Raw genomic sequence first — 24,391 nt, 5'->3', positions numbered from 1 at the left:
CCGGGGGCCTGGGCCATGATGGGTCTCGTGAGCAAGGGGTTGAGGGCGCCCGACGCCGTGGATGACGTCGGGCATTGTTGGGCTTCGCTGCGCTCAGCGCCAACCTACGGTCGTCAGACCTGCTTGTAGATCACCCCGCCTTCGTCCTTGAAGCGCGCCGCCTGTTCCTGGAAGCCGGCCTCGATGGCCTTCTGCTCGTCGGTCAGGCCGTTTTCCTTGGCGTAGTCGCGGACTTCCTGGGTGATCTTCATCGAGCAGAACTTGGGCCCGCACATGGAGCAGAAGTGCGCCACCTTGGCGGAGTCCTTGGGCAGGGTCTCGTCATGGAAGGCGCGCGCCGTGTCCGGGTCCAGGCCCAGGTTGAACTGGTCTTCCCAGCGGAATTCGAAGCGCGCCTTGGACAGGGCGTTGTCGCGGATCTGGGCGCCAGGGTGCCCCTTGGCCAGATCGGCGGCATGGGCGGCGATCTTGTAGGTGATGATGCCGGTCTTGACGTCGTCCTTGTTGGGCAGGCCGAGGTGCTCCTTGGGCGTCACGTAGCAGAGCATGGCGCAGCCGAACCAACCGATCATGGCGGCGCCGATGCCGCTGGTGATGTGGTCGTAGCCCGGGGCGATATCGGTGGTCAGCGGGCCGAGGGTGTAGAACGGCGCCTCGTCGCAGCACTCCAGCTGCTTGTCCATGTTTTCCTTGATCAGCTGCATGGGCACATGGCCCGGACCTTCGATCATGGTCTGGACGTCATGCTTCCAGGCGATCTTGGTCAGTTCGCCGAGGGTTTCCAGTTCACCGAACTGGGCGGCGTCGTTGGCGTCGGCGATGGAGCCCGGGCGCAGGCCGTCACCCAGGGAGAAGCTCACGTCGTAGGCCTGCATGATCTCGCAGATGTCTTCGAAGTGGGTGTAGAGGAAGTTTTCCTTGTGATGCGCCAGGCACCACTTGGCCATGATGGAGCCGCCGCGGGAGACGATGCCGGTGACGCGCTTGGCGGTCAGGGGCACGTAGTGCAGGCGCACCCCGGCATGGATGGTGAAGTAGTCCACGCCCTGCTCCGCCTGCTCGATGAGGGTGTCGCGGAACAGCTCCCAGGTCAGCTCCTCGGCGACGCCATCGACCTTTTCCAGGGCCTGGTAGATGGGCACGGTGCCGATGGGGACCGGCGAGTTGCGGATGATCCACTCGCGGGTCTCGTGGATATGCTTGCCGGTGGACAGGTCCATCACGGTGTCGGCGCCCCAGCGGATGCCCCAGGTCAGCTTCTCCACCTCTTCCTCGATGGAGGAGCCCAGGGCGCTGTTGCCGATGTTGCCGTTGATCTTCACCAGGAAGTTGCGGCCGATGATCATCGGCTCCAGCTCCAGGTGGTTGATGTTGGCCGGGATGATGGCGCGGCCGCGGGCCACCTCGTCGCGGACGAATTCGGGGGTGATCTCCCGGGGAATGCTGGCGCCGAAACTCTGGCCGCGGTGCTGATTGCCGAGCAGGCCGGCGGCGCGGGCTTCCTGCAGCTTCATGTTCTCGCGGATGGCGATGTATTCCATCTCCGGGGTGACGATGCCCTGGCGGGCATAGTGCATCTGGGAAACGTTGCGCCCGGCCTTGGCCCGGCGCGGCTGGCGCGCCAGGTCGAATCTCAGGGCGGCCAGGCTCGGATCGGCGAGGCGCGCCTGGCCGAAGTCGGAAGACAGCCCGGCCAGCAGCTCGGTGTCGCCGCGCTCTTCGATCCAGCGCGAACGCACGTCCGGCAGGCCCTTGCGCAGGTCGATACGGGCGGCCGGGTCGGTATAGGGACCGGAGGTGTCGTAGACGCACACCGGGGCGTTCTTTTCACCGCCGAACGCGGTGGGAGTATCGGCGAGGGAGATTTCCCGCACCGGCACGCGAATGTTGGGACGCGAACCGGTCAGGTAGACCTTGCGCGAATTGGGCAGCGGCTGGGTGGACTGGCGGTCGACGCGGGTGAAGTCGGTGACGTTGTTCTGCTTGTTCATCGAGGCTCTCCTGGTGGGCGCGTTGCCGAGGGAAGAACCTGGACGAAGGGGTGGGCACGCAAGGAGACGCAAGCCCGGACGGATGGCGACCACGGATGGAGACGGCGGACGCCCTCTTGTTCCCTACGCAGGTTGACGCACCGCCATGCGGCGCGCCTAGCCTGATCAGGTTCAACGGGATCCGGGACTACCCGATCTCAGCGCCTCGTAGCGCACCCCGACAAGAACGCGGCCAGTGTAAACCCAGAGCGGCAGAAACTTCGACCGCTATTTCCTCTCCTATGGCGGATTCGGACGAAGCCACTACACTGGCGCGGTCCCTCAAGGAAGGCTCCAAGAATGCGAAGATTCCTGCTGCTCGCGGCGCTCTGCAGCACGGCCGGCCTGGCCCAGGCCCAGGTCGCCGGCAATGGCCTGCTCGACGTCTACCGCGAAGCGCTGGACAACAACGCCGACCTCGCCGCCGAACGTGCCGGACTTGGCGCCCAGCGCGAGGCGGTGCCCCAGGCGCGCGCCGGCCTGCTGCCGCAGATCGGGCTCGGTGCCCAGTTCAACGACACCCACACCAGCCTGCAGCTCAAGGACAATCCGGCGCTGGGCGTCCAGGGTGGCCGCTACAGCAGCGACCGCAGCAGCCAGCTGATCCAGGCGACCCTCAGCCAGCCGCTGTTCCGCGCCGATCGCTGGTTCCAGCTCAAGGCGGCCCAGGCCGCCACCGAGCAGGCCGAGCTGCAGTTTTCCGCGGCCCAGCAGCAACTCATCCTGCAGACCGCCGAGGGCTACTTCAGCGCCCTGCGCGCCCAGGACGCCCTGGCCACCGCCCGTGCCGAGGAAAAGGCGCTGTACCGTCAGCTGGACCAGTCCCGCGAGCGCTACAAGGTCGGCCTGACCGACGACACCGACGTGCTCCAGGCCCAGGCCAGCTTCGACAACGCCCAGGCCAACCGCTCCCAGAGCGAGCAGCGGGTGGCCGACGCCTTCCAGGCCCTGACCCGGCTGACCGATCGCGACTATGGCAGCATCGCCGGCATCCGCCACGACCTGCCGATCCTGCCGCCACAACCCAACGATGCCCGCCAGTGGGTGGACACCGCCATGCGCCAGAATCTGCAGCTGCTGGCTGCCGGCCAGGGCGTCAATGCGGCCCAGGAAACCCTGCGCCAGCGTCGCGCCGGGCACCTGCCGACGGTGGATGCGGTGGCGCGCTACAGCCACAGCGACAACGATGCGGTGAATCTGCCCAACGCCGAGCAGCTGTCCCTGTTCGGCAGCCCGGTCAACAGCCGCAGCGTCGGTATCCAGGTGGAGCTACCGCTGTACAGCGGCGGCGCCACCAGCTCCCAGGCGCGCCAGGCCTACCAGCAGCTGGACCGCAGTGAGCAGCAGCAGGAAAGCCTGCGCCGCCAGGTGGTGCAGAACACCCGTAATGCCCATCGGGCGATCAACACCGACATCGAGCAGGTGCGCGCCCGACGGCTGTCCATCGCCTCCAGCCAGCGCGCTCTGAGAGCCACCGAGATCGCCTACCAGGTGGGCAGCCGCACTATCGTCGACGTGCTCGACGCCCAGCGGCTGTTGTACAACGCCGTGCGCCAGTACAACGACGCCCGCTACAACTACATCCTGGACACGCTGAGACTCAAGCAGGCGGCCGGCACCCTGGCGCCCAACGACCTGCTGGCCCTGTCGGGCTATCTCGACCCCCACTACGACCCGGATCGCGACTTCCTGCCGCCGGACCTGGCCAAGACCCGCGCCGACGTCCTGCCGGCGCGTTCCGCTCAGGGCGTGAGCAATTTATCCAGTCCGGAGAGCAGCCGCTCCAGCGCGCCCTGATTGGCGGCCAACACCGCCAGGCCCGCCTGACGACGCCGCTCGGCTTCCGCCGGTTCGCTCCAGAGCCGGGCTACGGCGGCAGCGATGGCCGAGGCTTCCGCTACGGTTTCCACAGCGCCGGCGTCGCGCAACTGGGCGACGATGTCGAGGAAGTTGAATACGTGGGGACCGCTGAGCACCGGCACGCCGAGAGCGGCCGGCTCGAGCGGATTGTGCCCACCGCGCTCGATCAGGCTGCCACCGACGAAGGCGACGTCGGCCAGGGCGTAGAGAAACAGCAGCTCGCCCATGGTGTCGCCCAGCAGCACCTGGGTCTGCGGTTGCACCGCCTCCCCCGTCGAGCGCTGGATCACGCTGAAGCCTTCACTCCGCACCTCGCCCAGCACCTCGGGAAAGCGTTCGGGATGACGCGGCACCAGGATCAGCAGGGCATCGGGGCGGGTGGCCAGCAGTTGGCGCTGGGCCTGGAGCAGGATCTCGTCTTCGCCAGCATGGGTGCTGGCGGCGATCCACACCGGGCGCTGGCCCCAGCCCTGGCGCAGCGCAGCCGCGCGCGCCGGCAGCTCGGGGTCGATGCGCAGGTCGAACTTGATGGAGCCGGTCACCGTGACCCGCTCGGCACGGGCACCGAGAGCGCGGAAGCGCTCGGCTTCCACCGGCGTCTGCACCGCCAGCCAAGCCAGCTCCGCCAGCATCGGCGCGGTCACCCCGCCCAGCTTGCCGTAGCCCCGGGCGGAGCGCTCGGACAGCCGGCCATTGGCCAGGGCGATGGGAATGTCGCGGCGCGCCGCCTGGTGGATGAGGTTGGGCCAGAGTTCGGTTTCCATCACCACCCCCAGGCTGGGCCGCAGCCGGTCGAGAAAGCGTCCGGCCAGCCCTGGCAGGTCGTAGGGCAGATAGCAGTGGTGGACGTCGCTGCCGAACAGGGCGCGAATGCGCTCCGAGCCGGTGGGCGTCATGCAGGTCACGGTAATCGGCAGATCGGGATGGCGCTGGCGCAGCGCACGGATCACCGGTGCGGCGGCAATGCTCTCCCCCACCGACACCGCATGCACCCAGATCCCTCCGGGCGGCACCTCTGGCAAGCCCAGCGCCAGGCGCTCGCCGATGCGGTGTCTATAGGCGGGAGCCTTGCGCCCGCGCCAGAGCAGGCGCAGCAGGATGAAGGGCAAGGCCAGGGTGAAGATCAGGCTATAGAGGGTACGGTTCATGGCGGCAGAGCTTAATGAAGCTATGCCGCCAGTGCGAGCCCGTTCCAAGGCTTTATCTGAAAAGTGCCTGCGCTCGGTCAGGCGGCGTTAAAAATCCGTTCGGGATGCTCATTTACCACTCGTAAACTCCGCTCCCTCACGGACTTTTGCCTTGCCTGACCTTCGCTCGGCGACTTTTCAGACAAGCCTTAGTGCGAATGCCGCGGCACCCCGCCTTCGCGGGCGATCACCTTGAGGTGCAGGGTGGCCGGTTCCAGGCAGCCGCCGGTGGAAAGCTGGCCCACCAGTTGCCGATAGAGCTCCTGCCAGGGGGTCTGGGCCGGCGGCAGGTTGGGCGTCCATTCCGCGCGACGGCGCTCCAGTTCGGCATCATCCAGCAGCACATCGACGCTGCGGGCATTGAGGTCCACGCGCAACCGGTCGTTGGTCTTGAGCAGTGCCAGGCCACCGCCCACCGCCGCTTCCGGCGACATGTTGAGGATCGACGGACTGGCCGAGGTACCGCTCTGGCGACCGTCGCCCAGGCACGGCAGGGAGTCGATGCCCTTCTTGATCAGCGCCGCCGGCGGGGCCATGTTGACCACCTCGGCGCTGCCCGGATAACCCACCGGCCCGGCGCCGCGGATCACCAGGATGCAGCGCTCGTCGATGTCCAGGGCCGGGTCGTCGATGCGCGCGTGATAGTCCTCCGGACCCTCGAAGACGATGGCTCGCGCCTCGAAGCTGTTTTCCTTGCCGGGTTCGGCCAGGTAGGTCTGGCGAAAGGCCTCGCCCACCACCGACATCTTCATGATGGCACTGTCGAAGAAATTGCCGCTGAGCACGATGAAGCCGGCGCCGTGCTTGAGCGGCGCTTCGTAGGGCTGGATCACCGCGGGATCCGAGCTGGCCGCACCTTCGGCGATGGCACCGAGGGTGCGCCCGGATACCGTCAGGCAGTCGCCGTGCAGGCGCCCCGCCTTGAGCAGTTCGTGGAGCACCGCCGGCACCCCGCCGGCGCGGTGGAAGCCTTCGCCCAGGTACTTGCCGGCCGGCATGCAGTTGGCCAGCAGCGGGATGTCCTCGCCCAGACGCTGCCAGTCGTCCAGCGACAGCTCGATGCCCATGTGCCGGGCAATGGCGATCAGGTGCGGCGGACAGTTGCTGGAAGCGCCCAGGGCCGAGGCCACCACGATGGCGTTCTCGAAGGCCTCGCGGGTCATGATCCGCGAGGGGCGGACGTCGTCCAGCACCAGCTGGCAGATGCGCTTGCCGGTGGCATAGGCCATCTGGCCACGCTCGCGATAGGGCGCGGGGATGCTGGCGCAACCGGGCAGCGACATGCCCAGGGTCTCGGCCAGGGCATTCATCGACAGGGCCGTGCCCATGGTGTTGCAGTGGCCCACCGAGGGCGAGGCGGCGGTGGTCAGGGCCATGAAGCCCTCGTAGTCGATCTCGCCGGTCGCCAGCAGGTTGCGCGCGTGCCAGAGCACGGTGCCGGAGCCGATCAGCTCGCCCTTGAAATGCCCGTCGAGCATGGGCCCGCCGGACAGCACGATGGCTGGCAGGTCGGTGGTGGCCGCGGCCATCAGGCAGGCCGGGGTGGTCTTGTCGCAGCCGGTGGTGAGCACCACGCCGTCCAGGGGAAAGCCGTGCAGGATCTCCACCAGGCCGAGGTAGGCCAGGTTGCGATCCAGGGCCGCGGTGGGCCGGCGACTCTGCTCGGCGATGGGGTGCACCGGGAATTCCATGGGGATGCCACCGGCGTCGCGGATACCGGCCTTGACCCGCTGGGCCAGTTCCAGATGGTGGCGATTGCAGGGGGTGAGGTCGCTGCCGGTCTGGGCGATGCCGATAATGGGGCGACCGGACTGGAGTTCGTCGCGGGTCAGGCCGTAGTTCATGTAGCGCTCGACATAGAGCGCGGTCATGTCGGCGTGGGCAGGATCATCGAACCATTGCTGGCTGCGCAGCGGGCGTCTGGCGGAAGTCATGGCTATCTCTAGTTGTTATGGGTGAAGAGCGGTTAGCGACCCAGCAGGCCGCGGGCGGCCAGGTTGTGCATCAGGGCACCGAGGCCGAAGCGCCAGGCCGGGGCCTGGTCGCTGGTGGTCACCCTATTGTGCAGGGTTCCCAGCAGCGGGCTGGCGATGCTGACCCGGTCACCCACCTTGTGGGTGAAGCCGCCGCCGGGGGCGTCCCGGTCCTGGGTCGGGGCGAACAGGGTGCCGAGAAACAGCACGAAGCCGTCGGGATACTGGTGGTTGGCATTGAGGGTCTGGGCGGCGAGGTCGGTGGGATCACGACTGATCTGCGCCATGGAGCTGCTGCCCTTGAGGTGAAAGCCGTCTTCGCCCCGGACTTCCAGGGTCACCACGCACTGGCGAATCTGGTCGAGATCGAAGGTCTCGTCGAACAGGCGGATGAAGGGCCCCAGGGCGCAGGAGGCGTTGTTGTCCTTGGCCTTGCTCAGCAGCAGGGCGCTGCGGCCCTCGATGTCGCGCAGGTTGACGTCATTGCCCAGGGTGGCGCCATGCAGGCGGCCGCGGCTGTCCGCCACCAGCACCACCTCGGGTTCGGGATTGTTCCACTGGGACACGGGGTGGATGCCGATGGCGCTGCCGCTGCCGACCGCGGCCAGCACCGGCGCCTTGGTGAAGATCTCGGCGTCCGGCCCGATACCCACCTCCAGGTATTGCGACCACATGCCCTTCTCGATCAGCAGCGCCTTGAGCGCCTGGGCGCGCGGACTGCCCGGCTCCAGGCCCTGCAGATCCGCGCCGATCACCGCCTGCACCTGCTCGCGGATGGCCACGGCACGCCCGGCATCGCCGCCGGCCTGCTCCTCGATCACCCGTTCCAGCATGCTGGCGGCAAAGGTCACCCCGGCGGCCTTGATCACCTGCAGATCGGCCGGCGGCAGCAGATGCAGGCGGCCCGGATCGGCCTGTTCGCCGCTGTTGGCCAGCAGTTCCTCCAGGCTGCCGAGGTAGCGCCCGGGGGTATCGCGCAGGGCCTGCAGCGGCGCCTCTGCCTCGAACAGGGCGCTCAGCGTAGCGAAGCGAGCCGAGACATCGAAGACACCGTCTTCGCGCAGCACCACGGGCGAGGGACCGGCCAGCGGACCAGGCACCCAGGCACGACCGACCAGGGTGCCGGCCAGGCCATCGGTGGGAAGGGTGTTGCCAGGCGAGAGACGAAGGGACATGGGCAGGACTCCAAGGCTGATGGGTCCACGCTAGGCAGCCGGACTGATAAACTCAAATGGGCTTATTTCATCATTCGATAACCTGCACTTATCGCCCGGGAGGCATGCGTGTCCGAGCCGTCGTTCAGCCAGATCAGCCACTGGCTCAAGTTTCGCCACCTGCTGCTGATCGACACCCTGGGGCGCACCCGCAACATGCACCTGGCGGCGCAGCAGATGAACCTCAGCCAGCCGGCCATCAGCAAGATGCTCAAGGAGCTCGAGCACCTGCTGGGCTTTGCCCTGTTCGAGCGCCAGCCGCGCAGCATGCCGCCCACAGCGCTGGGCGAGCACGTGCTGCGCTATGCCCGGGTGGCGCTCAACGATGCCCGCGACTTCGCCGAGCAGATCGACAGCCTGAGACGCGGCGGCCACGGCCAGCTCAAGGTCGGCGGCATCTTCGCCGCCACGGCGGTGGCCCTGCCGCAGGCCATCGTCGCGATCAAGCAGCGCTGGCCGCTGCTGGCCATCGAGGTGGTGGAGCAGACCAGCGATCACCTGATGGAAATGCTCGACGACAAGCTGCTGCACCTGGCGGTGGCGCGCTTCACCGACGAAGCCCAGGCCCAGCGCTTCGACTTCCAGCCCCTGGCGCCGGAGCCCTTCCGCTTCGTGGTCAACGCCGATCACCCGCTGGTGGGCAGCGGGCCCGTGGGCCTCGACCAGGTGCTGGCCTGGCCCTGGATCCTCTATCCCAAGGGCACGCCCATCCGCGGGCGCATGGAGCGGGCCTTTGCCGCCGCCGGCCTGCCGGTGCCGAGCAACACCATCGATACCATCTCCATGCAGACCTTTCTCCAGGTGCTGCGCGCCGGCCCCATGATCGGCATGCTGCCGGAGGCCATGGTCGAACCCTATCTCGCCAGCGGCGCGCTCAGCGCCCTGGAGCTGCCGCTGCACCTGCCGGCGCAGGACTACGGCATCCTCACCCGCAAGGGCGAACCCCTCGGCGAGGCGGCCCGGGAATTCGCCGCCATCCTGCTGAGCCATGCCGGTCGCGAGGAGTCCGCAGCCTAGACGGCTCGATAACGCGCCGTTATCGAATGATCCGCAAATGCCATTGGGAAAGAATCGCTCCCGCTCCTAGAGTGGCCTGGCGATTCAGACGGCCACCCCGCATCCCCGGCCGCCTTCGACCTCTTCAATAACAACAACGGGCCCCAAGGCCCCGAAGGTCATTCCCATGTTCGAGACCACCGCTCCCCAGGGCGCCGCTGGCGACGCCTTCGAAGAACGCACCTACCGAAAAGTGGTGCTGCGTATCCTGCCGATCCTGCTGCTGTGCTACATCGCCGCCTACCTGGACCGGGTCAACGTCGGCTTCGCCAAGCTGGACATGCTCGACGACCTGGGCTTCAGCAACACTGTCTACGCGCTCGGCGCCAGCATGTTCTTCTGGGGCTACTTCCTCTTCGAGGTCCCCAGCAACCTGCTGCTGCATCGCTACGGCGCGCGTTTCTGGATCGCCCGCATCATGCTGACCTGGGCGATCATCTCCATGGCGGTGGCCTTCACCCAGCCGCTGGCGCAATTCTTCGGCCTGCAGTCGAGCACCCTTTTCTACGTGCTGCGCTTCCTGCTGGGCGTCTGCGAGGCGGGCTTCTTTCCCGGGGTGATCCTCTATCTCAACTACTGGTTTCCGACCCGCCGGCAGAGTCGGGTGATGTCGGGCTTTCTCATCGCCCTGCCCTTCAGCCTGAGCTTTGGCGGCGTGCTTTCCGGCTGGCTGATGAGCAGCCTGCACAACTGGCACGGCCTGGCCGGCTGGCAGTGGATGCTGCTGGTGGAAGGGGTGCCTTCGATCATCATGGCGGTGGTGGTGTTCTGCTGCCTGAGCGACAACATTGACCAGGCGCCCTGGCTGGACGCCCGGGAAAAGGCCCTGCTCAAGCGCAACCTGGAGCAGCAGAACGCCGGCAAGGCGTCGCGCCTCAGCGAGGTGTTCTTCAATCCGCGGGTCTGGCTGCTGGTGTTCATCCTGCTGACCTTCAACACCGGCTTCTATGGCCTGGCCTTCTGGATGCCCTCGATCATCAAGAACGCCGGGATCAGTGGCAGCCTGCAGATCGGTCTGCTCACCGCCATCCCCTACAGCGTCGCCCTGGTGGTCATGCTGCTCAACGCCCGCCACTCGGCACGCACCGGCGAGCAGCGCATGCACGCGGCGGTGCCGGCCTTCGTCGGCGCCCTGGGCCTGGTGCTGAGCGCCTGGTTCATCCACAACATCGTGCTGTCGATCTTCTTCCTCACCGTGGCCGCTTCGGGCCTGCTGGCGCTGATGCCGATCTTCTGGTCGCTGCCCGGCACCCTGCTTTCCGGCGTCGCCGCGGCGGCGGGTATCGGCATGATCAACGCCATCGGCAACCTCTCCGGCTTCACCGGCTCGATGATCACCGCGACCATGGAAACCCTCACCGGCGACATCAACAACGGCACCTATGTGCTCGGCGCCTGCCTGTTCGTCAGCGGCCTGCTGATCCTGGCGATCCCGGCCTCGATGCTGCAGCGCACGCCGACCGCCGTGCCGCTGGACCTCAAGCCCGCCTAGCCCGCCTCGGGCACGGCCGAGCGCCCGGCTCCCGCGGCGCTCGGCCGGCCGATCCACAGCGCCATCAGCGCCGCCAGCAGACCGGTCAGCCCAGCCAGTACCAGGGCCTCCTGGTAGGAGCCGAAGTGCTCGCGCAGGGCCCCGGCGAGAAAGGCCGCGCAGGCGGCGCCGAGCATGTGCCCGCAGAATACCCAGCCGAACACCACCGGCGCGCTCCTTTCACCAAAGCTCTGGTTGGTCAGCTTGACCGTGGGCGGCACGGTGGCGATCCAGTCCAGCCCGTAGAAGATGCCGAACAGCAGCAGTTGCTCGGGGGCGAAGCCGGAGAACGGCAGGTAGATCAGCGAGAGGCCGCGCAGGCTGTAGTAGACGAACAGCAGCCGGCGCGGATCGTATCTGTCGGTCAGCCAGCCGGAAGCGGTGGTGCCCACCAGGTCGAAGATGCCCATCAGCGCGAGGATGCCGGCGGCCTGCACCTGGGACAGCCCATGGTCGTGGCCCATGGCGATGAAGTGGGTGCCGATCAGGCCATTGGTGGTGAAGCCGCAGACGAAGAAGGTCAGGAACAGCAGCCAGAAATCGCGCCGCCGACTGGCCATGGCCAGGGTGCCGAGGGTCACGCGAAACAGATTGCCCGGTGCGGAGGCCACTGGCGCCTGGTAGTCCGCCGGGGCGCCATGGGGCCGCAGGCCGACGTCCGCCGGCCGTTCGGGCAGCAGCCAGGCCACCAGCGGAATCAGGGCGGCGCTGGCCACGGCCACGGTCAGCACCACGGTCTGCCAGCCTTCCTGACTGGCGAGATGGGCCAGCAGCGGCAGGAACACCAGGTTGCCGGTGGCGGTGCTGGCCGCCAGCAGGCCCATCATCAGGCCCCGGCGGGCGACGAACCAGCGATTGACGATGGCAGCCCCCAGCACCATGGCCACGCAACCGGTACCCAGGCCGCTGAGCACGCCCCAGGTGGCGACCAGATGCCAGGGTTCGCGCATCAGGGTGCTCAGGGCGGTGGCCAGGCTGATCAGGGTCAGGCCGCCGAGCAGGGTCCGGCGGATGCCCAGGGTCTGCATCAGGGCGGCGGCGAAGGGCCCGACCAGGCCATAGAGAAAGATGCCGATGGCGGCAGAAAGCGAGACCGTCTCGCGACTCCAGCCAAAGGTCTCCTGCAGCGGCAGCAGCAATACGCCCGGGGTGGACCTCACCCCGGCCGAGACCAGCAGGGCGAGAAAGATCAGTGCCAGGACGACGAAGACATAGCGCTGGCCGAGGGCGGGAAGTGGGGTCATGGCGATCGTCACGAGCGGGGAAGGGAGGAGTCGAGTATTGCAGTCCTGGCGACCTGGCGCTGGTCAAGCTGCCCCACGGATCTGGCCAGAATGGGACTTTCGTTGGCATGGGCCGTGGGCGAGTGCTGAAGGTCCGTCTTGTTGGGCTTCGCTGCGCTTAGCGCCAACCTACGGGCGCTCTGCGTAGGTTGGCGCTGAGCGCAGCGAAGCCCAACCCATCAATCTTAACCAATCGCCCGCAACTCTTCGGCCAGCCGCTGCGCCAACCAGCGCGCGGCCGGCCCCGGGGCAGCGTTGCGGCGCCAGGCCAGTTCCACCACCAGGGCCGGCGGTACCCAGTCGCAGGCGAGTTCGGCCAGCAATCCCTGGTAAGTGGGATAGCGCGCCACGTGCCGCGGCAGCCAACCCCAGCCGAGGCCGCGCATCAGCAATTCGGCGAGCAGATAGAAGCTGTCGGCGCGCCACACCTGGGGCGCGATCTGCTCGCCGCCAGGATAGGGATGCTCCAGCGGCGCGATCAGCAGCTGGCGATGGCGGGCCAATTCGCGTCGCCCTACCCCACGCTGGCGGGCCAGGGGATGATGGGCACCGCAGGCGGTGACCTGGGCGACATCGCCCAGGGCCTGGCGCTCCAGGGCCTCGGGCATGTGCTCATGGCGAAACAGCAGGCCGAGGTCGGCCTGGTCGGTCAGCAGCTTGCGCGCCACATCGCCCTGGGCGCCGCTGGTGAGCTGGACTTCCAGGTGCGGGAAGGCCGCGGCCAGGGCGTCCAGGGCATCGAGCACCGGCTGGTAGGGCATGGCCTCGTCCAGGGCCAGGCGCAACAGCGGTTCCTGACCGGCACAGAGCGCCTGGGCTCGGCTGTCCAGGCGCTGGCACTGGCGCAGCACTTCGCGCGCCTCCTCCAGCAGCGCCAGCCCGGCCGCGGTGATGACCGGCGTGCGACCATTGCTGCGCGTGAACAGCACGACGCCCAGGTCGGTCTCCAGCAGGGCGATGGCCGAGCTGATCGCCGATTGCGCCCGGCCCAGACGCCGCGCCATGGCCGGGAAACTCGCGCCCTCGGCGATGCCGACGAAGATCTCCAGTTGCTCAAGATTCCACTGCACGACCCATCTCCTCAACAGATAGGTATCAACTGTCACCCATCGCCTGGAAAGGCACAATGGGGGCCTTCTACAGGAGGAAGCCCCATGAGCGGATACATCTACCTGGCCATCGCCATCGCCGCCGAAGTCGTCGCCACCACCTCCATGAAGGCCATCAGCGGCTTCAGCAAGCCGCTGCCGCTGATCCTGGTCATCTGTGGCTACGGACTGGCCTTCTGGATGCTGACCCTGGTGGTGCGCAGCATCCCGGTGGGCATCGCCTACGCCATCTGGGCTGGACTCGGCATCGTGCTGGTGAGCATCGCCGCGGCCTTTCTCTATGACCAGAAGCTGGACCTGCCGGCCCTGCTGGGCATGGGGCTGATCGTCGCCGGGGTGGTGGTGATCCAGCTGTTTTCCGGCAGCACCGGGCATTGAGACCAGCGGCGGCGAGGAGCGTGTAAAATCACTCCTTTGCCGATCATCCGAGCAGGCCGTTCATGTCCCAACCCTGGTCCACCGATATCCTCATCGTCGGCGGCGGCGTCGCCGGCCTCTGGCTCAACGCCCGTCTCAGACGCGCCGGCTACGCCACCGTGCTGGTGGAGACCGGCGCCCTGGGCGGCGGCCAGAGCGGCAAGTCCCAGGGCATCATCCATGGCGGCACCAAATACGCCCTGACCGGGATGCTCACCGGTGCTTCCGAGGCCATCGCCGACATGCCGCGGCGCTGGCGCGAAAGCCTGGCCGGCAGCGGCGAGCTGGATCTTTCCGGGGTACGCCTGCTCTCCGAGGCCCACTACCTCTGGTCGCCGGGCAGCCTGGCCGGCAACCTCACCAGCTTCTTCGCCAGCAAGGCGGTGCGCGGCCGGGTGGATGCGGTCAAGGGCGACGAGCTGCCGCCGGCCCTGCGCGACCGCGCCTTCAAGGGCAAGGTCTATCGCCTGGCCGAGCTGGTGCTGGACGTGCCCAGCCTGGTCGCACACCTGGCCGAACTGGCCGGTGACAGCCTGTTGGCCGGGCATGACCTCCAGCCCCTGCGCGAAGACGGCGAACTGACCGGTCTGGTGGTGGACGGCCAGGCCATCCGCGCCCGCCGCATCGTGCTCACCGCCGGCGCCGGCATGGCCGATCTGCTCCAGGCGCTCCACCTCGAACAACCGGCCATGCAGCGCCGCCCGCTGCACATGGTGGTGGTCAAGGGCCCCATGCTCAAACCCCTCTATGCGCACTGCCTGGGCGGCGGCCCCAAGCCGCGGGTGACCATCACCAGCCACCCCACCGCCGACGGCCAGTGGCTGTGGTACCTGGGCGGCGACCTGGCCGAGGCCGAGGGCGTGGCCCGTGAGCCAGCGGCGCAGATCGCCACGGCACGCGAGGAATTGCAGCGCCTGTTGCCCTGGATCGACTTCGACGGCGCCCGCTGGGCAACCCTGCGCGTGGATCGCGCCGAGCCGGCGCAATCCGGACTGGTGCGCCCGGACAACGCCTTCCTCGCCGAGGAAGGCCGCCTGCTGGTGGGCTGGCCGACCAAGCTGGCGCTGTCGCCGGACCTGGCCGACCGGGTCCTGGCCAATCTCGACCGCGACGGCATCGCGCCGGGACAGCACCCCGCCCTGCCCGTCCATCCGCACCCACCGGTGGCCGCGCCCTTCTGGGAGGAGCTGCTGCCATGAGCCTGCGCACCCTGCACGGTCTGCAGCGTCCGCTGGGCAGCACCGGTCTCGAGATTTCCCCACTGGGCCTGGGCACGGTCAAGTTCGGCCGCGACCAGGGCGTGAAGTACCCCAACGGCTTCACCATCCCCGACGACCGCAGCGCCGCCGATCTGCTCAGCCTGGCCCGCGAGCTGGGCATCAACCTGCTGGACACCGCGCCGGCCTATGGCCGCAGCGAAGAACGCCTGGGTCCGCTGCTGCGTGGCCAGCGCCAGCACTGGGTGATCGCCAGCAAGGTCGGCGAGGAATTCACCGATGGCCTGTCCAGCTTCGACTTCAGCCCGGCCCATACCCGCCGCTCGGTGGAACGCAGCCTGCGCCGGCTGGAGACCGACTGGCTGGACCTGGTGCTGGTGCATTCCGATGGTAACGACCTGGCCATCCTCCAGGACAGCGGCTGCTACGAGGCCCTGGCCGAGCTCAGGCGCGAAGGCCTGATCCGCGCCTTCGGCTTTTCCGGCAAGACCGTCGCCGGCGGCCTCAAGGCGCTGGAGACCGGCGATTGCGCCATGGTCACCTTCAACCTCAACGAAGACGCCGAGATCCCGGTGATCCGGGCCGCCGCCGCCCAGGGCAAGGGCATCCTGATCAAGAAGGCGCTGGCCAGCGGCCACGCGGTGCTCGGTACCAGCCAGGATCCGGTGCGCGCGAGCTTCGCCCGGGTATTCGGCGAGCCCGGGGTGAGCGGTGCGATAGTCGGCACTATCGATCCCCTGCACCTGTCACATAATGTCCGTACCCTGGCCGAAGTGATCTCCGCTCGGCCCTGATCCAGAGCGTTTCGCTGAACCCTTGCCTTCGTCCGCTGGACGTCCTGCCCGGTCGCCCGGGACGGCGCGTCCGCGGCACACTACAACAGGAGTCGGCCATGCCCCAGCTCATCGCCCGCCACAATCCAAAGGCGTTCAAGACCCTGCCCCTTTCGGTCGAGGCCAATCATGACGGCCTCACCTACCAGGCGCTCGGCCAACCGCTGAATTTCAACGAGATGCTGGAGCGGCGCAAGCCGATCGAGATCGAGGATGCCCAGCATTTCAGTGCGAAGCTCGCCAACCTGGGCGTCTCGGTGCGGCTGACGCTGAACTGGCAGGGCCAGGATCACTGGCTGCTGGTGCGCCAGCGCCGGCCCGATCGGGGCGACGTGGTGCTCAAGCTGATCTCCGGTTACATCCCGACCCACGAACTGGCCCTGCCGCTGCTCACCGCCGTGCAGGAGGTGGCCGAGGAGTGCCTGATCGAGACGCCGCGCGGCTGGCTGGCCGGACGCTTCGCCGACACCTGGCTGCCGACACCCTATGCCCCGGCCCTGCCCTACCGCGAGGACGTGGCCTTTCGCCTGACCCCGCGCTCGGGCGCGGCGCGGCCGGTGCGCTGCGGCAGTCTGGCGCTGCTGGAGCGCCCACGCGCCTATGTGCACACCCCCACCGCCTCGCTGCAACTGGTCTATGACCTGCTGCTGGAACTGCCCAAGGAATGCAAGGCGCCAAGTCTGTTCCACGTCGACGAGAAGATCGAGAACGGCCAGTTGCTGGCGCGTCTGGCGCGCCAGCGCCCGGACCTCTATCTGGTCGCCCTGGACGACGGCAAGCCCACTGGCGAGCTCTACACCCTGTCCGCCGGCCAGCGCCTGCCGGTGTCGAGCCGCGGCCTCTGGCTGTCGGAAAGCTTCGCCCGCCAGGACGGCTGGCTGGTCCACGACAGCCGGGTGCGCTGGCGTGACTGGCTGGAGCGCATGGCGCCCCAGAGCGCCCTGCAGCGGGCCTGAGGCCGGCTCAGGCCACGCGCCCGACCGGTTCGCCCCCGGCGAGGCCCGTCTCCAGGGCCTCGATCACCATCTCGCCCATCCGCGTCCGGGTTTCCAGCGTGGCGCTGGCCCGATGCGGTTGCAGCACTACCCGCCAATCCTCCCTCAGCGCCGCCGGTACCCGCGGCTCGTCGACGAAGACGTCCAGCCCGGCGCCGGCGATCTGCCCCTTGCGCAGGGCGGCGATCAGCGCGGCTTCATCGACCAGCTTGCCGCGGGCGATGTTGACCAGGAAGCCGTCCGGGCCCAACGCCTCCAGCACCTGGGCATTGATGATGCCACTGGTCTGGTCCGCCGCTGCGGCGACCACCAGGGCATCGCTCTGGCGGGCCAGTTCGACCAAGTCACCAACGAAGGTGTGCTCGACATCGGTCATCGGCCGCAGATCGGTGTAGGCGACCGGGCAACCGAAGGCGGCGACCCGGGTGGCCACCGCCCGTCCGACCCGGCCCAGGCCGACGATCCCGACGCGCATGCCGCTGAAGCGGCGCGCCAGCGGCAACGGTGCCAGCGGCGTGGGACTGCTGGCCCAGTGGCCCGCGCGAACGAAGCCGTCGCCTTCCATGAGTCCGCGACAGGCGCTGATGAGCAGGCCTACGGCCAGGTCGGCCACGTCCTCGGTCAGGGCACCCAGGGTAGCCGCCACCTTGATGCCGCGGTCGCGGCAGTAGGCCAGGTCGATGGCATCGGTACCGACCCCATTGACGGCGATCACTTCCACCGCCGGCAACTGCTCCAGCAGTGTCCGGGCGATGCCGGTATGGCCGCCGGTCACCACGCCGCGGATACGGGCACCGTGGCTGACGAGGAAGGCCGCCTGGTCTTCGATCTCGAAGTAGCGGTGTACCTCGAAGCGCTCGGCGAGGCGCTCGCGGATCGCCGGAATCAGGATGGCGCTGAGTTGCAGGATGACGGGTTTGCTCATGGGGAATTCCTCCACGGGTTTCAGCCGCGGCCGACGAAGGGCATCTTCGTGGCCATCACGGTCAGATTCAGGACGTTGGCCGACAACGGCAGTCCGGCGATGTAGCGCACCGCATCGGCCACATGCCGGACGTCGCACATGGGCTCCACGGCGGTCTCGCCATTGGCCTGACGCACGCCCCGGGTCATGCGCTCCGACAGTTCGGTGAGGGCGTTACCGATGTCGATCTGGCTACAGGCGATGTCGTAGGCCCGACCATCCAGCGCCAGGCTCTTGGTCAGTCCCAGCACCGCATGCTTGCTCACCGTGTAGGGTGCGCTGAACGGCCGCGGGGCGTGGGCCGAGATGGAGCCGTTGTTGATGATCCGCCCGCCCTGGGGCGATTGGCGCCGCATCAGGCCGAAGGCCGCGCGGGCGCAGAGGAAGACGCCGGTGACGTTGGTGGCGAGGACGTTGTCCCAGTTGTCCAGCGGCAACTCGTCGACCGGCACCGCGGGGGCGTTGACGCCGGCATTGTTGAACAGCAGGTCCAGGCGTCCCAGCTCCCGCTCGATTTGGACGAAAAGTCGCTCCACGCTGGCCGGATCGCGCACGTCGGTGGGGATCGCCAGGGCCTGCTGACCCCGCCCCAGGGCCAGGTCGACCAGCGCCTGCAACGGCTCACTGCGCCGCCCGGCAAGCACCACGGTGAAGCCCGCATCGAGCAGGGCCAGGGCCACAGCCTTGCCGATGCCGCTACCAGCACCGGTCACCAGGGCTATGCGCGGGGTGGAAGTCTCGTTCATTGTTGTTCTCCAGGATTCCAGGGTTGCGGGGGGTGGCCGACCACCAGATCGAGCCGCCCGAGACCGGCGATGCCGGCGGTGATGACGTCGCCAGCCGCGAGTGGCGTGACTCCGGGCGGCGTACCGGTCATGAGCAGGTCGCCGGGCTGCAGCGGTAGGTAGCCGGACAGCAGGCTGATGGCCTCGGCCACCGACCAGATGAGTTCGCCCAGATCGGCGCGCTGCCGCTCCTCGCCGTTCACCGCGAGCCAGATGGCGCCCTGGGCGGGATGGCCGCACTCGGCTACGGGGACCAGAGGTCCGATGGGCGCCGCCCCGTCGAAGCCCTTGGCCGCCTCCCAGGACTGGCCCTCGGCCTTGGCTCGGACCTGCAGGTCGCGACGGGTCATGTCCAATCCCACGGCGTAGCCCCAGACGTGCTCGAGTGCCGTCGCCACCGGGATGCGGAAGCCGCCGCGCCCCAGGGCCACCACCAGTTCCACTTCGTGGCAGAACTCGGTGGTGGCAGGCGGAAAGGGCACTTCGCCCCGGGCGTCCATCACCGCGCTGGCGGGCTTCATGAAATACAGCGGTGTGGCCCCGCGGGCGACGGGCGTCCCGTCCCAGCCATAGTTGCGGCCCAGACAGAACACCCGGCCGACGATGAAGCGCTCGCCATGGCCGGCGATGGCGATGCTGGCGGGCGGCGGTGGCGCTGGCAGAGGCGGCAGGGGTGAAGCGAAGGAAGCGGGGGCATCGACGAGCATGGGGATCGTCCTGAGCGGGTGGGTGATCCCATGCTAGGAGAAAGTCACCAGGGGAATTTGCAGTTTTCCGGCTATCGTCTGGACAAAAGACGGCTCCTGAGCGGCGCGGCCCAGCTCCCTCGACGGACGCAAGCCGCCGCTACCGAACGGAGTGGCGGCTTGCGACGAGGCCTGGCCGCAGGCCCTCAGCGCGGGCGCAATTCGATGCGGCGCAGCCGACCGAGCAGGAAGGAATAGGACAGCGTGCCCATCAGGGCCACCGTGCCGATGAACCAGAAGGCGTAGGCGAAGGTGCCGGTGCTCTGCACGATGAAACCGATCACCGTGGGAGTGACGATTCCGCCAATGTTCGCCGCCAGGCTGGTGAAGCCGCCGGTGACGCCGATCAACTCCTTGGGCGCCACCTCCGACACCGCCGCCCAGGACGCCGAGGCGATCCCCTGAGCGAAGAAGGCGCAGGTCAGGATGGCGATGCACAGCAGATTGGAATCGGTGAAGTTGACCAGCACGATGGACATGCCCAAAGCCGATCCCACCACCAGCGGCAGCTTGCGCGCGAACGACAGCGAGAAGCCACGGCGGATCAGCAGGTCCGATACCGCTCCGGCCAGCAGGATACCCACGGTGGCGCCGACGAAGGGCAGCACGGCGAAGATGCCGACCTTGATGGTGCTCATCTGCCGTTCCTCCATCAGGTAGGTGGGGAACCAGGTGAGGAAGAAATACAACGCCGAGGTGCTGGCGAACTTGCCCAGGCAGATCGCCCACACCTGCCGGTAGCTGAGCAGTTCAGCCAGTTGCCGCCAGTCGAAACGCGTACGCTCGCCCGCGCTCTTGACCAAGGCGCCGCCTTCTTCGATATAGGCCAGCTCCTCCGGGCTGACCTTCTTGCACTCGCTCGGATCGCGATAGAGCCACAGCCAGACCAGGCCGAAGAGGATGCCGGCGCTGCCGGTCACATAGAACACGTGGCGCCAGCTGTAGTGAGTGGCGAGCCACAGCAGGCCCCCGGTGAACAGCGCCGTGCCGAGGTACTGGCCACAGACGTAGATGCTGCTGGCCATGCCGCGCTCGCGCGCCGGGAACCACACCGTAACCGCCCGGCTGTTGGCCGGAAAGGCCGGCGCTTCCAGGGCGCCGACGGCGAGCCGCAGGCCGAACAGCGACGCGAAGCCGCCGACCATGCCCTGCCCCACCGTCGCGGCGGACCAGGTGATCAGGGAGGCGCCGTACACCAGCCGCGAGCCGAAGCGATCGGCGATGAAACCGGCAGGCACCAGGGCGAAGGCGTAGGTCCAGGCGAAGGCGGAGAAGATCAGGCCCATCTGGATCTTGTCCAGGCCGAGGTCGCGGGACAGGAAGGGTGCGGCGATGGAGATGTTCACCCGGTCCACGTAGTTGATGACGGTGGCGACCAGCAGCAACGTCAGCATGAACCAGCGGCGCCGCGTCGGCAGTGCCCGGGCGGCGGCGGCATCGCGGGTGGCGGCCGTCTTGGGAGAGGTAGAGAGAGTCGACATTCCAGAGCCCCTTTTTATTGTTGGAGAGCGCGTGGCGGGAGGTTTCCCGGGGCCGCCGGCGGAACGGCATTACCCCTGTTGCAACAGATGTAGGTTATCGTATGACTACACCTTGACAACTGTCCGAGAAGCCTGGCGACAGGGTCAGCCATCAAGTGCGTGGATAAATCCAGATTCCCCTACGCGCCTCGGCACCTATCCGGACGGGAATGGAGTCGCGGGCTAGAGCGGATCGAGGGAAGGCCGCTCATTGCTCGACTTGGACGATCGCCAGCGCCCGCGCAGCGACACCTTTACCGGCAGCGTTCCTGCGTCTGCCTTTGGAGAGAAAGATGCGTGCCACCCCCCGCGTTCCCACTTTTGGCATGCGCCAACGCAGTGCCAAGGCCGACTTCCATATCCGTGAAAAATCCTTTTCCACCGGCGAGCCCCTGCCCCATCGCCACGAGTATTTCCAGATCCAGGTCAATCTGGGCGCGGCGGGCAGCCAGCGCATCGGCAACGTCGAGCGGCCCTTCGCCGAACGCAACCTGGCCTTCGTCCTGCCGCATCGGCTGCATCACATCCCGCCGGAACCCGGTAGCCGGGCGCTGCTGCTGAACTTCGACCAGCACTTCCTGCTACCCCACCTGGACTGCTCGCCTCTGGACCTGGAAGACGTCAGCCTGCAGCAGGCTCCCGAACTCGCCCCCTTTCGTTTCCAGGGCGAGCTGGATTTCGCCCTGGACGAGCAGGACTGGGCGGAGGTACTCGCTCTGCTCGAGCGGATGCAGGCCCTGGATACCGCGGCGGAACGCCCCTTCGGCACGCGGGAATACCTCAAGGGCTGTCTGCTGCAACTCATCGCGCTCGTCTGCCGGGCCTACGCCGATCCCCTGCAGGCGCTCGCTGCGGTCAATGCCACCCGACGCAACCGCCGCAACGCCCTGGCTCGCATGACCGAGTACGTACGCCATCATCTCTCCGACCCAGAACTGGACCTGAAGACCGTGGCGGCGGCCAGCTTCCTGTCGCCCAACTACCTGTCGCACTGGTTGCGCAAGGAAACCGGCAAGACCTTCAGCGAACTGGTGCTGGAGCGCCGCATGCACCTGGCCAGGAGCCTGCTGCTGGACACCGAACTCTCGGTGGGCGAGATCGCCACGCGCTGCGGCTTCGCCGACGAAGCCTACTTTTCCCGGCGCTTCCGCCAGGCCCAGGGCGTACCACCCAGCCAGTTCCGCCGTCAGCTGGGCAGCTGAGCCCCGCCAGGCATGCCCGGGGTGGCCCGAACGGATCAGTCGCCACCGGCGCGACGTTCGCCGACGCCGCCGGCGGCCGCGGCCTGGACCCGGCCGGCTAGCCGGGAAAAGGGCAGGGTCTGGATCCACACGGTGCCGTGGCCGCTCAGGGTCGCCAGCACCAGGCCTTCGCCGCCGAACAGCATGCTGCGCAGGCCTCCGGCCAGCTTGATGTTGTAGTCGATGCCGCTGGTGAAACCCACCAGGCAACCGGTGTCCAGGCGCAGGGTCTCGCCCCTCAGTTCCTTGCGGATCACCGTGCCGCCAGCATGCACGAAGGCCATGCCCTCCCCCTCCAGCCGCTGCAGGATGAAGCCCTCGCCACCGAAGAAGCCGGCGCCCAGACGCCGGGTGAAGGCCACGCCGATGCGGGTGCCCCTGGCGGCGCAGAGAAAGGAGTCGCGCTGGCAGAACAGGGTGCCGCCCAGGGCGGCGAGATCCAGCGGAATCACCTGCCCCGGATAGGGCGCGGCGAAGGCAACGTGGCGCTTCTCGCGCCCTTCGTTGGTGAAATGGGTCATGAACAGCGACTCGCCGCCGAGCATGCGCTTGCCGGCGCCCCAGAGCTTGCCGAGCAAGCCAGCGGAGCCGTCGCCCATGCGCGCGGTGAAGTCGATGTCGGCCTCCATGTAGGCCATGGCACCGGCCTCGGCGATCACCGTCTCGCCGGGATCGAGACCGATTTCCACCGCCTGCTGGGATTCGCCGAGGATGCGGTGATCGAGGATATGGCTGGGCATGGGAGTTTCCTGTACCGCTGTTGGGGCGCTCAGCCTAGCAGCGATGGCAGGGGTTGGGATGCCAGGCCCGGCGCCAGCGGTGGCTTGGGTAATGTGAAAAATGGGGTAGAAGGGTCACTTGGGATGCTGACGTGGTTTTTACCCTGGGGTTGGACCTTCAGGAGATCGCGGCCACGGGCCGCTCCTACGGGCAGGACTCGGTTGGCTGGGGCAGCGATTGCCGTGGCCGCGGCTGGACCGAACTTCAAGCTCCAGCTTCCCTCACCCCAGCCCTCTCCCAGAGGGAGAGGGGGCACTCGTGCAGGCTGGTCAGACGTCGCGCAGCTCGCCGGCGAAGCGCTCCAGGCGCCGCCGCAGGCGCTGGTTCTCGCGGCGCAGCTCTTCCACCTCGTCCAGCAGGTGCAGGGCCAGGGCGGTCGCGGACCAGTCCAGGTCCAGTTCGTGGCGCAGGCGCACGGCGCGACGGGCGCGGTGCAGAGCGCCGGTATCGAAATGCCACTCGGACGGGCGCTTGCCCCGCTGTGGCGCCAGGATGCCGTGCTCGACGATCTCTACCACCACCGGCTCGCTTACCTCGCAGAGCACGCAGAATTCCTGCAGGACGATCAGACTGCTCATCAGACTCTCCTCCAGTCGCGGCGGGGATCGAAGGCCGCCCGCTCGGCCAGTTGGCGCCACAGCGCCTGGGTTTCTTCGTCGCCTTGAGGCGGCATCACCACCTTGAGCAGGGCATGCAGATCGCCCTGCCCGGCCTTGCCGGCCAGGCCCTTGCCGCGCACCCGCAACCGCGCACCGTTCTGGCTGCCGGGCGGGATACTGAGCATGATCTGCCCATCCAGCGTCGGCACCTGCACCTTGGCGCCCAACGCAGCTTCCCAGGGGGCGAGCGGTACGCTGACCACCAGATCCTGGCCATCCACGTCGAACAGCGGGTGGGGCACCAGGCGGATGACCAGATAGAGATCTCCCGCCTCGGCACCGCCGAGCCCCGGCTCGCCCTGCCCTTTCAGGCGGATGCGTTCACCATCGCCGCTGCCGGCGGGAATCTTGACGTTAAGCGTCTTGGTGCTCTCGCCGACGCGGCGACCCAGCTCATCCCGTTGCGGCAGGCTGAAACTCAGCGGCTTGGTGCTGCCGGCCTGGCTCTCTTCGAGAAACAGCGGTAATTCCAGTTCGATGTCGCGGCCACGGCGGGCGAAACCACCGTGCTGGGAACGCCCGGCGGCGCCGAACAGGGACTCGAAGAAGTCGGAATAGTCCTCGCCGAAACCGGCGTGGGGATCGCTGTAGTCGGCACCGGATCCGGGCTGCCAGTCGGGCGGTACCTGGAAGCGCTCGCCCTGCTGCTGGTAGAGGCGTACCTGATCGTATTCGGCGCGCTTGTGCGGATCGCGCAGGACATCGTAGGCCTCGGCCACCTCCTTGAAGCGGGCTTCGGCATCGGCCTCCTTGCTCACATCGGGGTGGTACTTGCGCGCCAGCTTGCGATAGGCGGTCTTGAGAGTCTTGTCGTCGACGTCGGGGGCGACGCCGAGCATCTCGTAGTAGTCCTTGAAGTCCATCGCGGTCTCCAGTGGGGGGCTGCCTAGTGTGGTGCTTCAGAGGTTCGCGCAAGAGTTGGCGAGTGATTTTTCCTCTTGGGCTAGGCGCCGCGACGAGTCATAGCAGGGCTATGGCGAGGAGTGGCAAC

The 24,391-nt window shown here is 67.8% G+C and carries 21 protein-coding genes and 1 riboswitch; of the genes, 8 read left to right on the top strand and 13 right to left on the bottom strand.

All coding sequences use genetic code 11. The features are described from left to right. Nucleotides 1-113: 113 nt before the first annotated feature. On the bottom strand, nt 114-1,991 hold the full coding sequence (gene thiC, locus GSQ95_RS19785) for a phosphomethylpyrimidine synthase ThiC (protein WP_158891266.1): 1,878 nt from the start codon (nt 1,989-1,991) through the stop codon (nt 114-116). Between the two features lie 103 nt (nt 1,992-2,094). Next, a riboswitch (TPP riboswitch) is annotated at nt 2,095-2,221 on the bottom strand. Nucleotides 2,222-2,330: 109 nt separating this feature from the next. Here thiC and GSQ95_RS19780 point away from each other — a divergent pair. Continuing rightward, nucleotides 2,331-3,827, top strand: coding sequence for a TolC family outer membrane protein (locus tag GSQ95_RS19780; RefSeq protein WP_158891268.1), 1,497 nt, complete (start codon nt 2,331-2,333; stop codon nt 3,825-3,827). Here GSQ95_RS19780 and waaA read toward each other — a convergent pair. The 3 genes from waaA to GSQ95_RS19765 form a co-directional block, all read right to left on the bottom strand. Continuing rightward, nucleotides 3,773-5,038, bottom strand: a complete 1,266-nt coding sequence (waaA, locus tag GSQ95_RS19775; RefSeq protein WP_158891269.1) for a lipid IV(A) 3-deoxy-D-manno-octulosonic acid transferase — start codon at nt 5,036-5,038, stop codon at nt 3,773-3,775. The genes GSQ95_RS19780 and waaA overlap by 55 nt on opposite strands. A 188-nt stretch (nt 5,039-5,226) precedes the next feature. Further along, entirely contained in the window at nt 5,227-7,011 is a 1,785-nt protein-coding gene (locus GSQ95_RS19770) for an IlvD/Edd family dehydratase (protein WP_158891270.1), read from the bottom strand. A gap of 32 nt (nt 7,012-7,043) precedes the next feature. Then, nucleotides 7,044-8,225, bottom strand: a complete 1,182-nt coding sequence (locus GSQ95_RS19765; RefSeq protein ID WP_158891271.1) for a fumarylacetoacetate hydrolase family protein — start codon at nt 8,223-8,225, stop codon at nt 7,044-7,046. Nucleotides 8,226-8,333: 108 nt separating this feature from the next. On the opposite strand from GSQ95_RS19765, the gene GSQ95_RS19760 reads away from it, so the two are divergent. Together GSQ95_RS19760 and GSQ95_RS19755 are read left to right on the top strand one after the other, a co-directional pair. Next, nucleotides 8,334-9,281, top strand: a complete 948-nt coding sequence (locus GSQ95_RS19760) for a LysR family transcriptional regulator (protein ID WP_133862595.1) — start codon at nt 8,334-8,336, stop codon at nt 9,279-9,281. A 166-nt stretch (nt 9,282-9,447) separates the two neighbouring features. After that, nucleotides 9,448-10,812, top strand: coding sequence for an MFS transporter (locus GSQ95_RS19755; RefSeq protein ID WP_158891272.1), 1,365 nt, complete (start codon nt 9,448-9,450; stop codon nt 10,810-10,812). On the opposite strand, the gene GSQ95_RS19750 is transcribed toward GSQ95_RS19755, so the two are convergent. Next, on the bottom strand, nt 10,809-12,095 hold the full coding sequence (locus GSQ95_RS19750; protein WP_158891274.1) for an MFS transporter: 1,287 nt from the start codon (nt 12,093-12,095) through the stop codon (nt 10,809-10,811). The two genes, GSQ95_RS19755 and GSQ95_RS19750, sit on opposite strands and share 4 nt — an antisense overlap. A gap of 224 nt (nt 12,096-12,319) precedes the next feature. Further along, nucleotides 12,320-13,204 (bottom strand): LysR family transcriptional regulator, encoded by an 885-nt coding sequence (locus GSQ95_RS19745; RefSeq protein WP_158891276.1) that lies wholly within the window; start codon nt 13,202-13,204, stop codon nt 12,320-12,322. A gap of 84 nt (nt 13,205-13,288) precedes the next feature. On the opposite strand from GSQ95_RS19745, the gene GSQ95_RS19740 reads away from it, so the two are divergent. The 4 genes from GSQ95_RS19740 to GSQ95_RS19725 all read left to right on the top strand — a co-directional run bounded on the left by GSQ95_RS19740 (nt 13,289) and on the right by GSQ95_RS19725 (nt 16,666). Further along, a complete protein-coding gene (locus GSQ95_RS19740) occupies nt 13,289-13,621 on the top strand; it encodes a multidrug efflux SMR transporter (RefSeq protein ID WP_007162114.1) in 333 nt (110 codons plus the stop codon). 62 nt (nt 13,622-13,683) lie between these two features. Further along, nucleotides 13,684-14,859, top strand: a complete 1,176-nt coding sequence (locus GSQ95_RS19735; RefSeq protein ID WP_158891278.1) for an FAD-dependent oxidoreductase — start codon at nt 13,684-13,686, stop codon at nt 14,857-14,859. Continuing rightward, on the top strand, nt 14,856-15,671 hold the full coding sequence (locus tag GSQ95_RS19730; protein WP_158891280.1) for an aldo/keto reductase: 816 nt from the start codon (nt 14,856-14,858) through the stop codon (nt 15,669-15,671). Before GSQ95_RS19735 ends, GSQ95_RS19730 begins: the two co-directional genes overlap by 4 nt. Nucleotides 15,672-15,769: 98 nt before the next feature. Then, nucleotides 15,770-16,666, top strand: a complete 897-nt coding sequence (locus GSQ95_RS19725) for a metal ABC transporter ATPase (RefSeq protein ID WP_158891282.1) — start codon at nt 15,770-15,772, stop codon at nt 16,664-16,666. Between the two features lie 7 nt (nt 16,667-16,673). Here GSQ95_RS19725 and GSQ95_RS19720 read toward each other — a convergent pair whose 3' ends face one another. The 4 genes from GSQ95_RS19720 to GSQ95_RS19705 all read right to left on the bottom strand — a co-directional run bounded on the left by GSQ95_RS19720 (nt 16,674) and on the right by GSQ95_RS19705 (nt 20,681). Further along, nucleotides 16,674-17,630: a 2-hydroxyacid dehydrogenase gene (locus GSQ95_RS19720; RefSeq protein ID WP_158891284.1), complete on the bottom strand. Its 957-nt coding sequence runs from the start codon at nt 17,628-17,630 to the stop codon at nt 16,674-16,676. Between the two features lie 20 nt (nt 17,631-17,650). Beyond that, a complete protein-coding gene (locus GSQ95_RS19715; protein WP_158891286.1) occupies nt 17,651-18,415 on the bottom strand; it encodes an SDR family oxidoreductase in 765 nt (254 codons plus the stop codon). Then, the gene (locus tag GSQ95_RS19710) at nt 18,412-19,161 is read right to left on the bottom strand and encodes a fumarylacetoacetate hydrolase family protein (protein WP_158891288.1); all 750 of its coding nucleotides are present in this window, start codon (nt 19,159-19,161) and stop codon (nt 18,412-18,414) included. The genes GSQ95_RS19715 and GSQ95_RS19710 overlap by 4 nt, the downstream gene beginning before the upstream one ends. Nucleotides 19,162-19,346: 185 nt before the next feature. Next, nucleotides 19,347-20,681 carry an MFS transporter gene (locus tag GSQ95_RS19705; protein WP_158891290.1) on the bottom strand — a complete coding sequence of 445 codons (1,335 nt, stop codon included), beginning with the start codon at nt 20,679-20,681 and terminating at the stop codon, nt 19,347-19,349. Between the two features lie 332 nt (nt 20,682-21,013). On the opposite strand from GSQ95_RS19705, the gene GSQ95_RS19700 reads away from it, so the two are divergent. Then, on the top strand, nt 21,014-21,922 hold the full coding sequence (locus tag GSQ95_RS19700) for a helix-turn-helix transcriptional regulator (protein WP_158891292.1): 909 nt from the start codon (nt 21,014-21,016) through the stop codon (nt 21,920-21,922). 35 nt (nt 21,923-21,957) lie between these two features. Here the strand turns inward: GSQ95_RS19700 and GSQ95_RS19695 are convergent, their stop codons facing one another. The 3 genes from GSQ95_RS19695 to cbpA form a co-directional block, all read right to left on the bottom strand. Further along, the gene (locus GSQ95_RS19695) at nt 21,958-22,701 is read right to left on the bottom strand and encodes a TIGR00266 family protein (RefSeq protein ID WP_158891294.1); all 744 of its coding nucleotides are present in this window, start codon (nt 22,699-22,701) and stop codon (nt 21,958-21,960) included. A gap of 309 nt (nt 22,702-23,010) precedes the next feature. Then, nucleotides 23,011-23,319, bottom strand: a complete 309-nt coding sequence (locus GSQ95_RS19690) for a chaperone modulator CbpM (RefSeq protein WP_158891296.1) — start codon at nt 23,317-23,319, stop codon at nt 23,011-23,013. Continuing rightward, nucleotides 23,319-24,263 carry a curved DNA-binding protein gene (cbpA, locus tag GSQ95_RS19685; RefSeq protein ID WP_158891298.1) on the bottom strand — a complete coding sequence of 315 codons (945 nt, stop codon included), beginning with the start codon at nt 24,261-24,263 and terminating at the stop codon, nt 23,319-23,321. The genes GSQ95_RS19690 and cbpA overlap by 1 nt, the downstream gene beginning before the upstream one ends. Nucleotides 24,264-24,391 lie beyond the last annotated feature (128 nt).

Source organism: Pseudomonas sp. BAV 4579 (genome assembly GCF_009765395.1).
Classification (GTDB): Bacteria; Pseudomonadota; Gammaproteobacteria; order Pseudomonadales; family Pseudomonadaceae; genus Chryseomonas; species Chryseomonas aestiva.
Note: the sequence above shows the minus strand (reverse complement) of the source record. Positions and strands in the feature narration are given on the sequence as shown.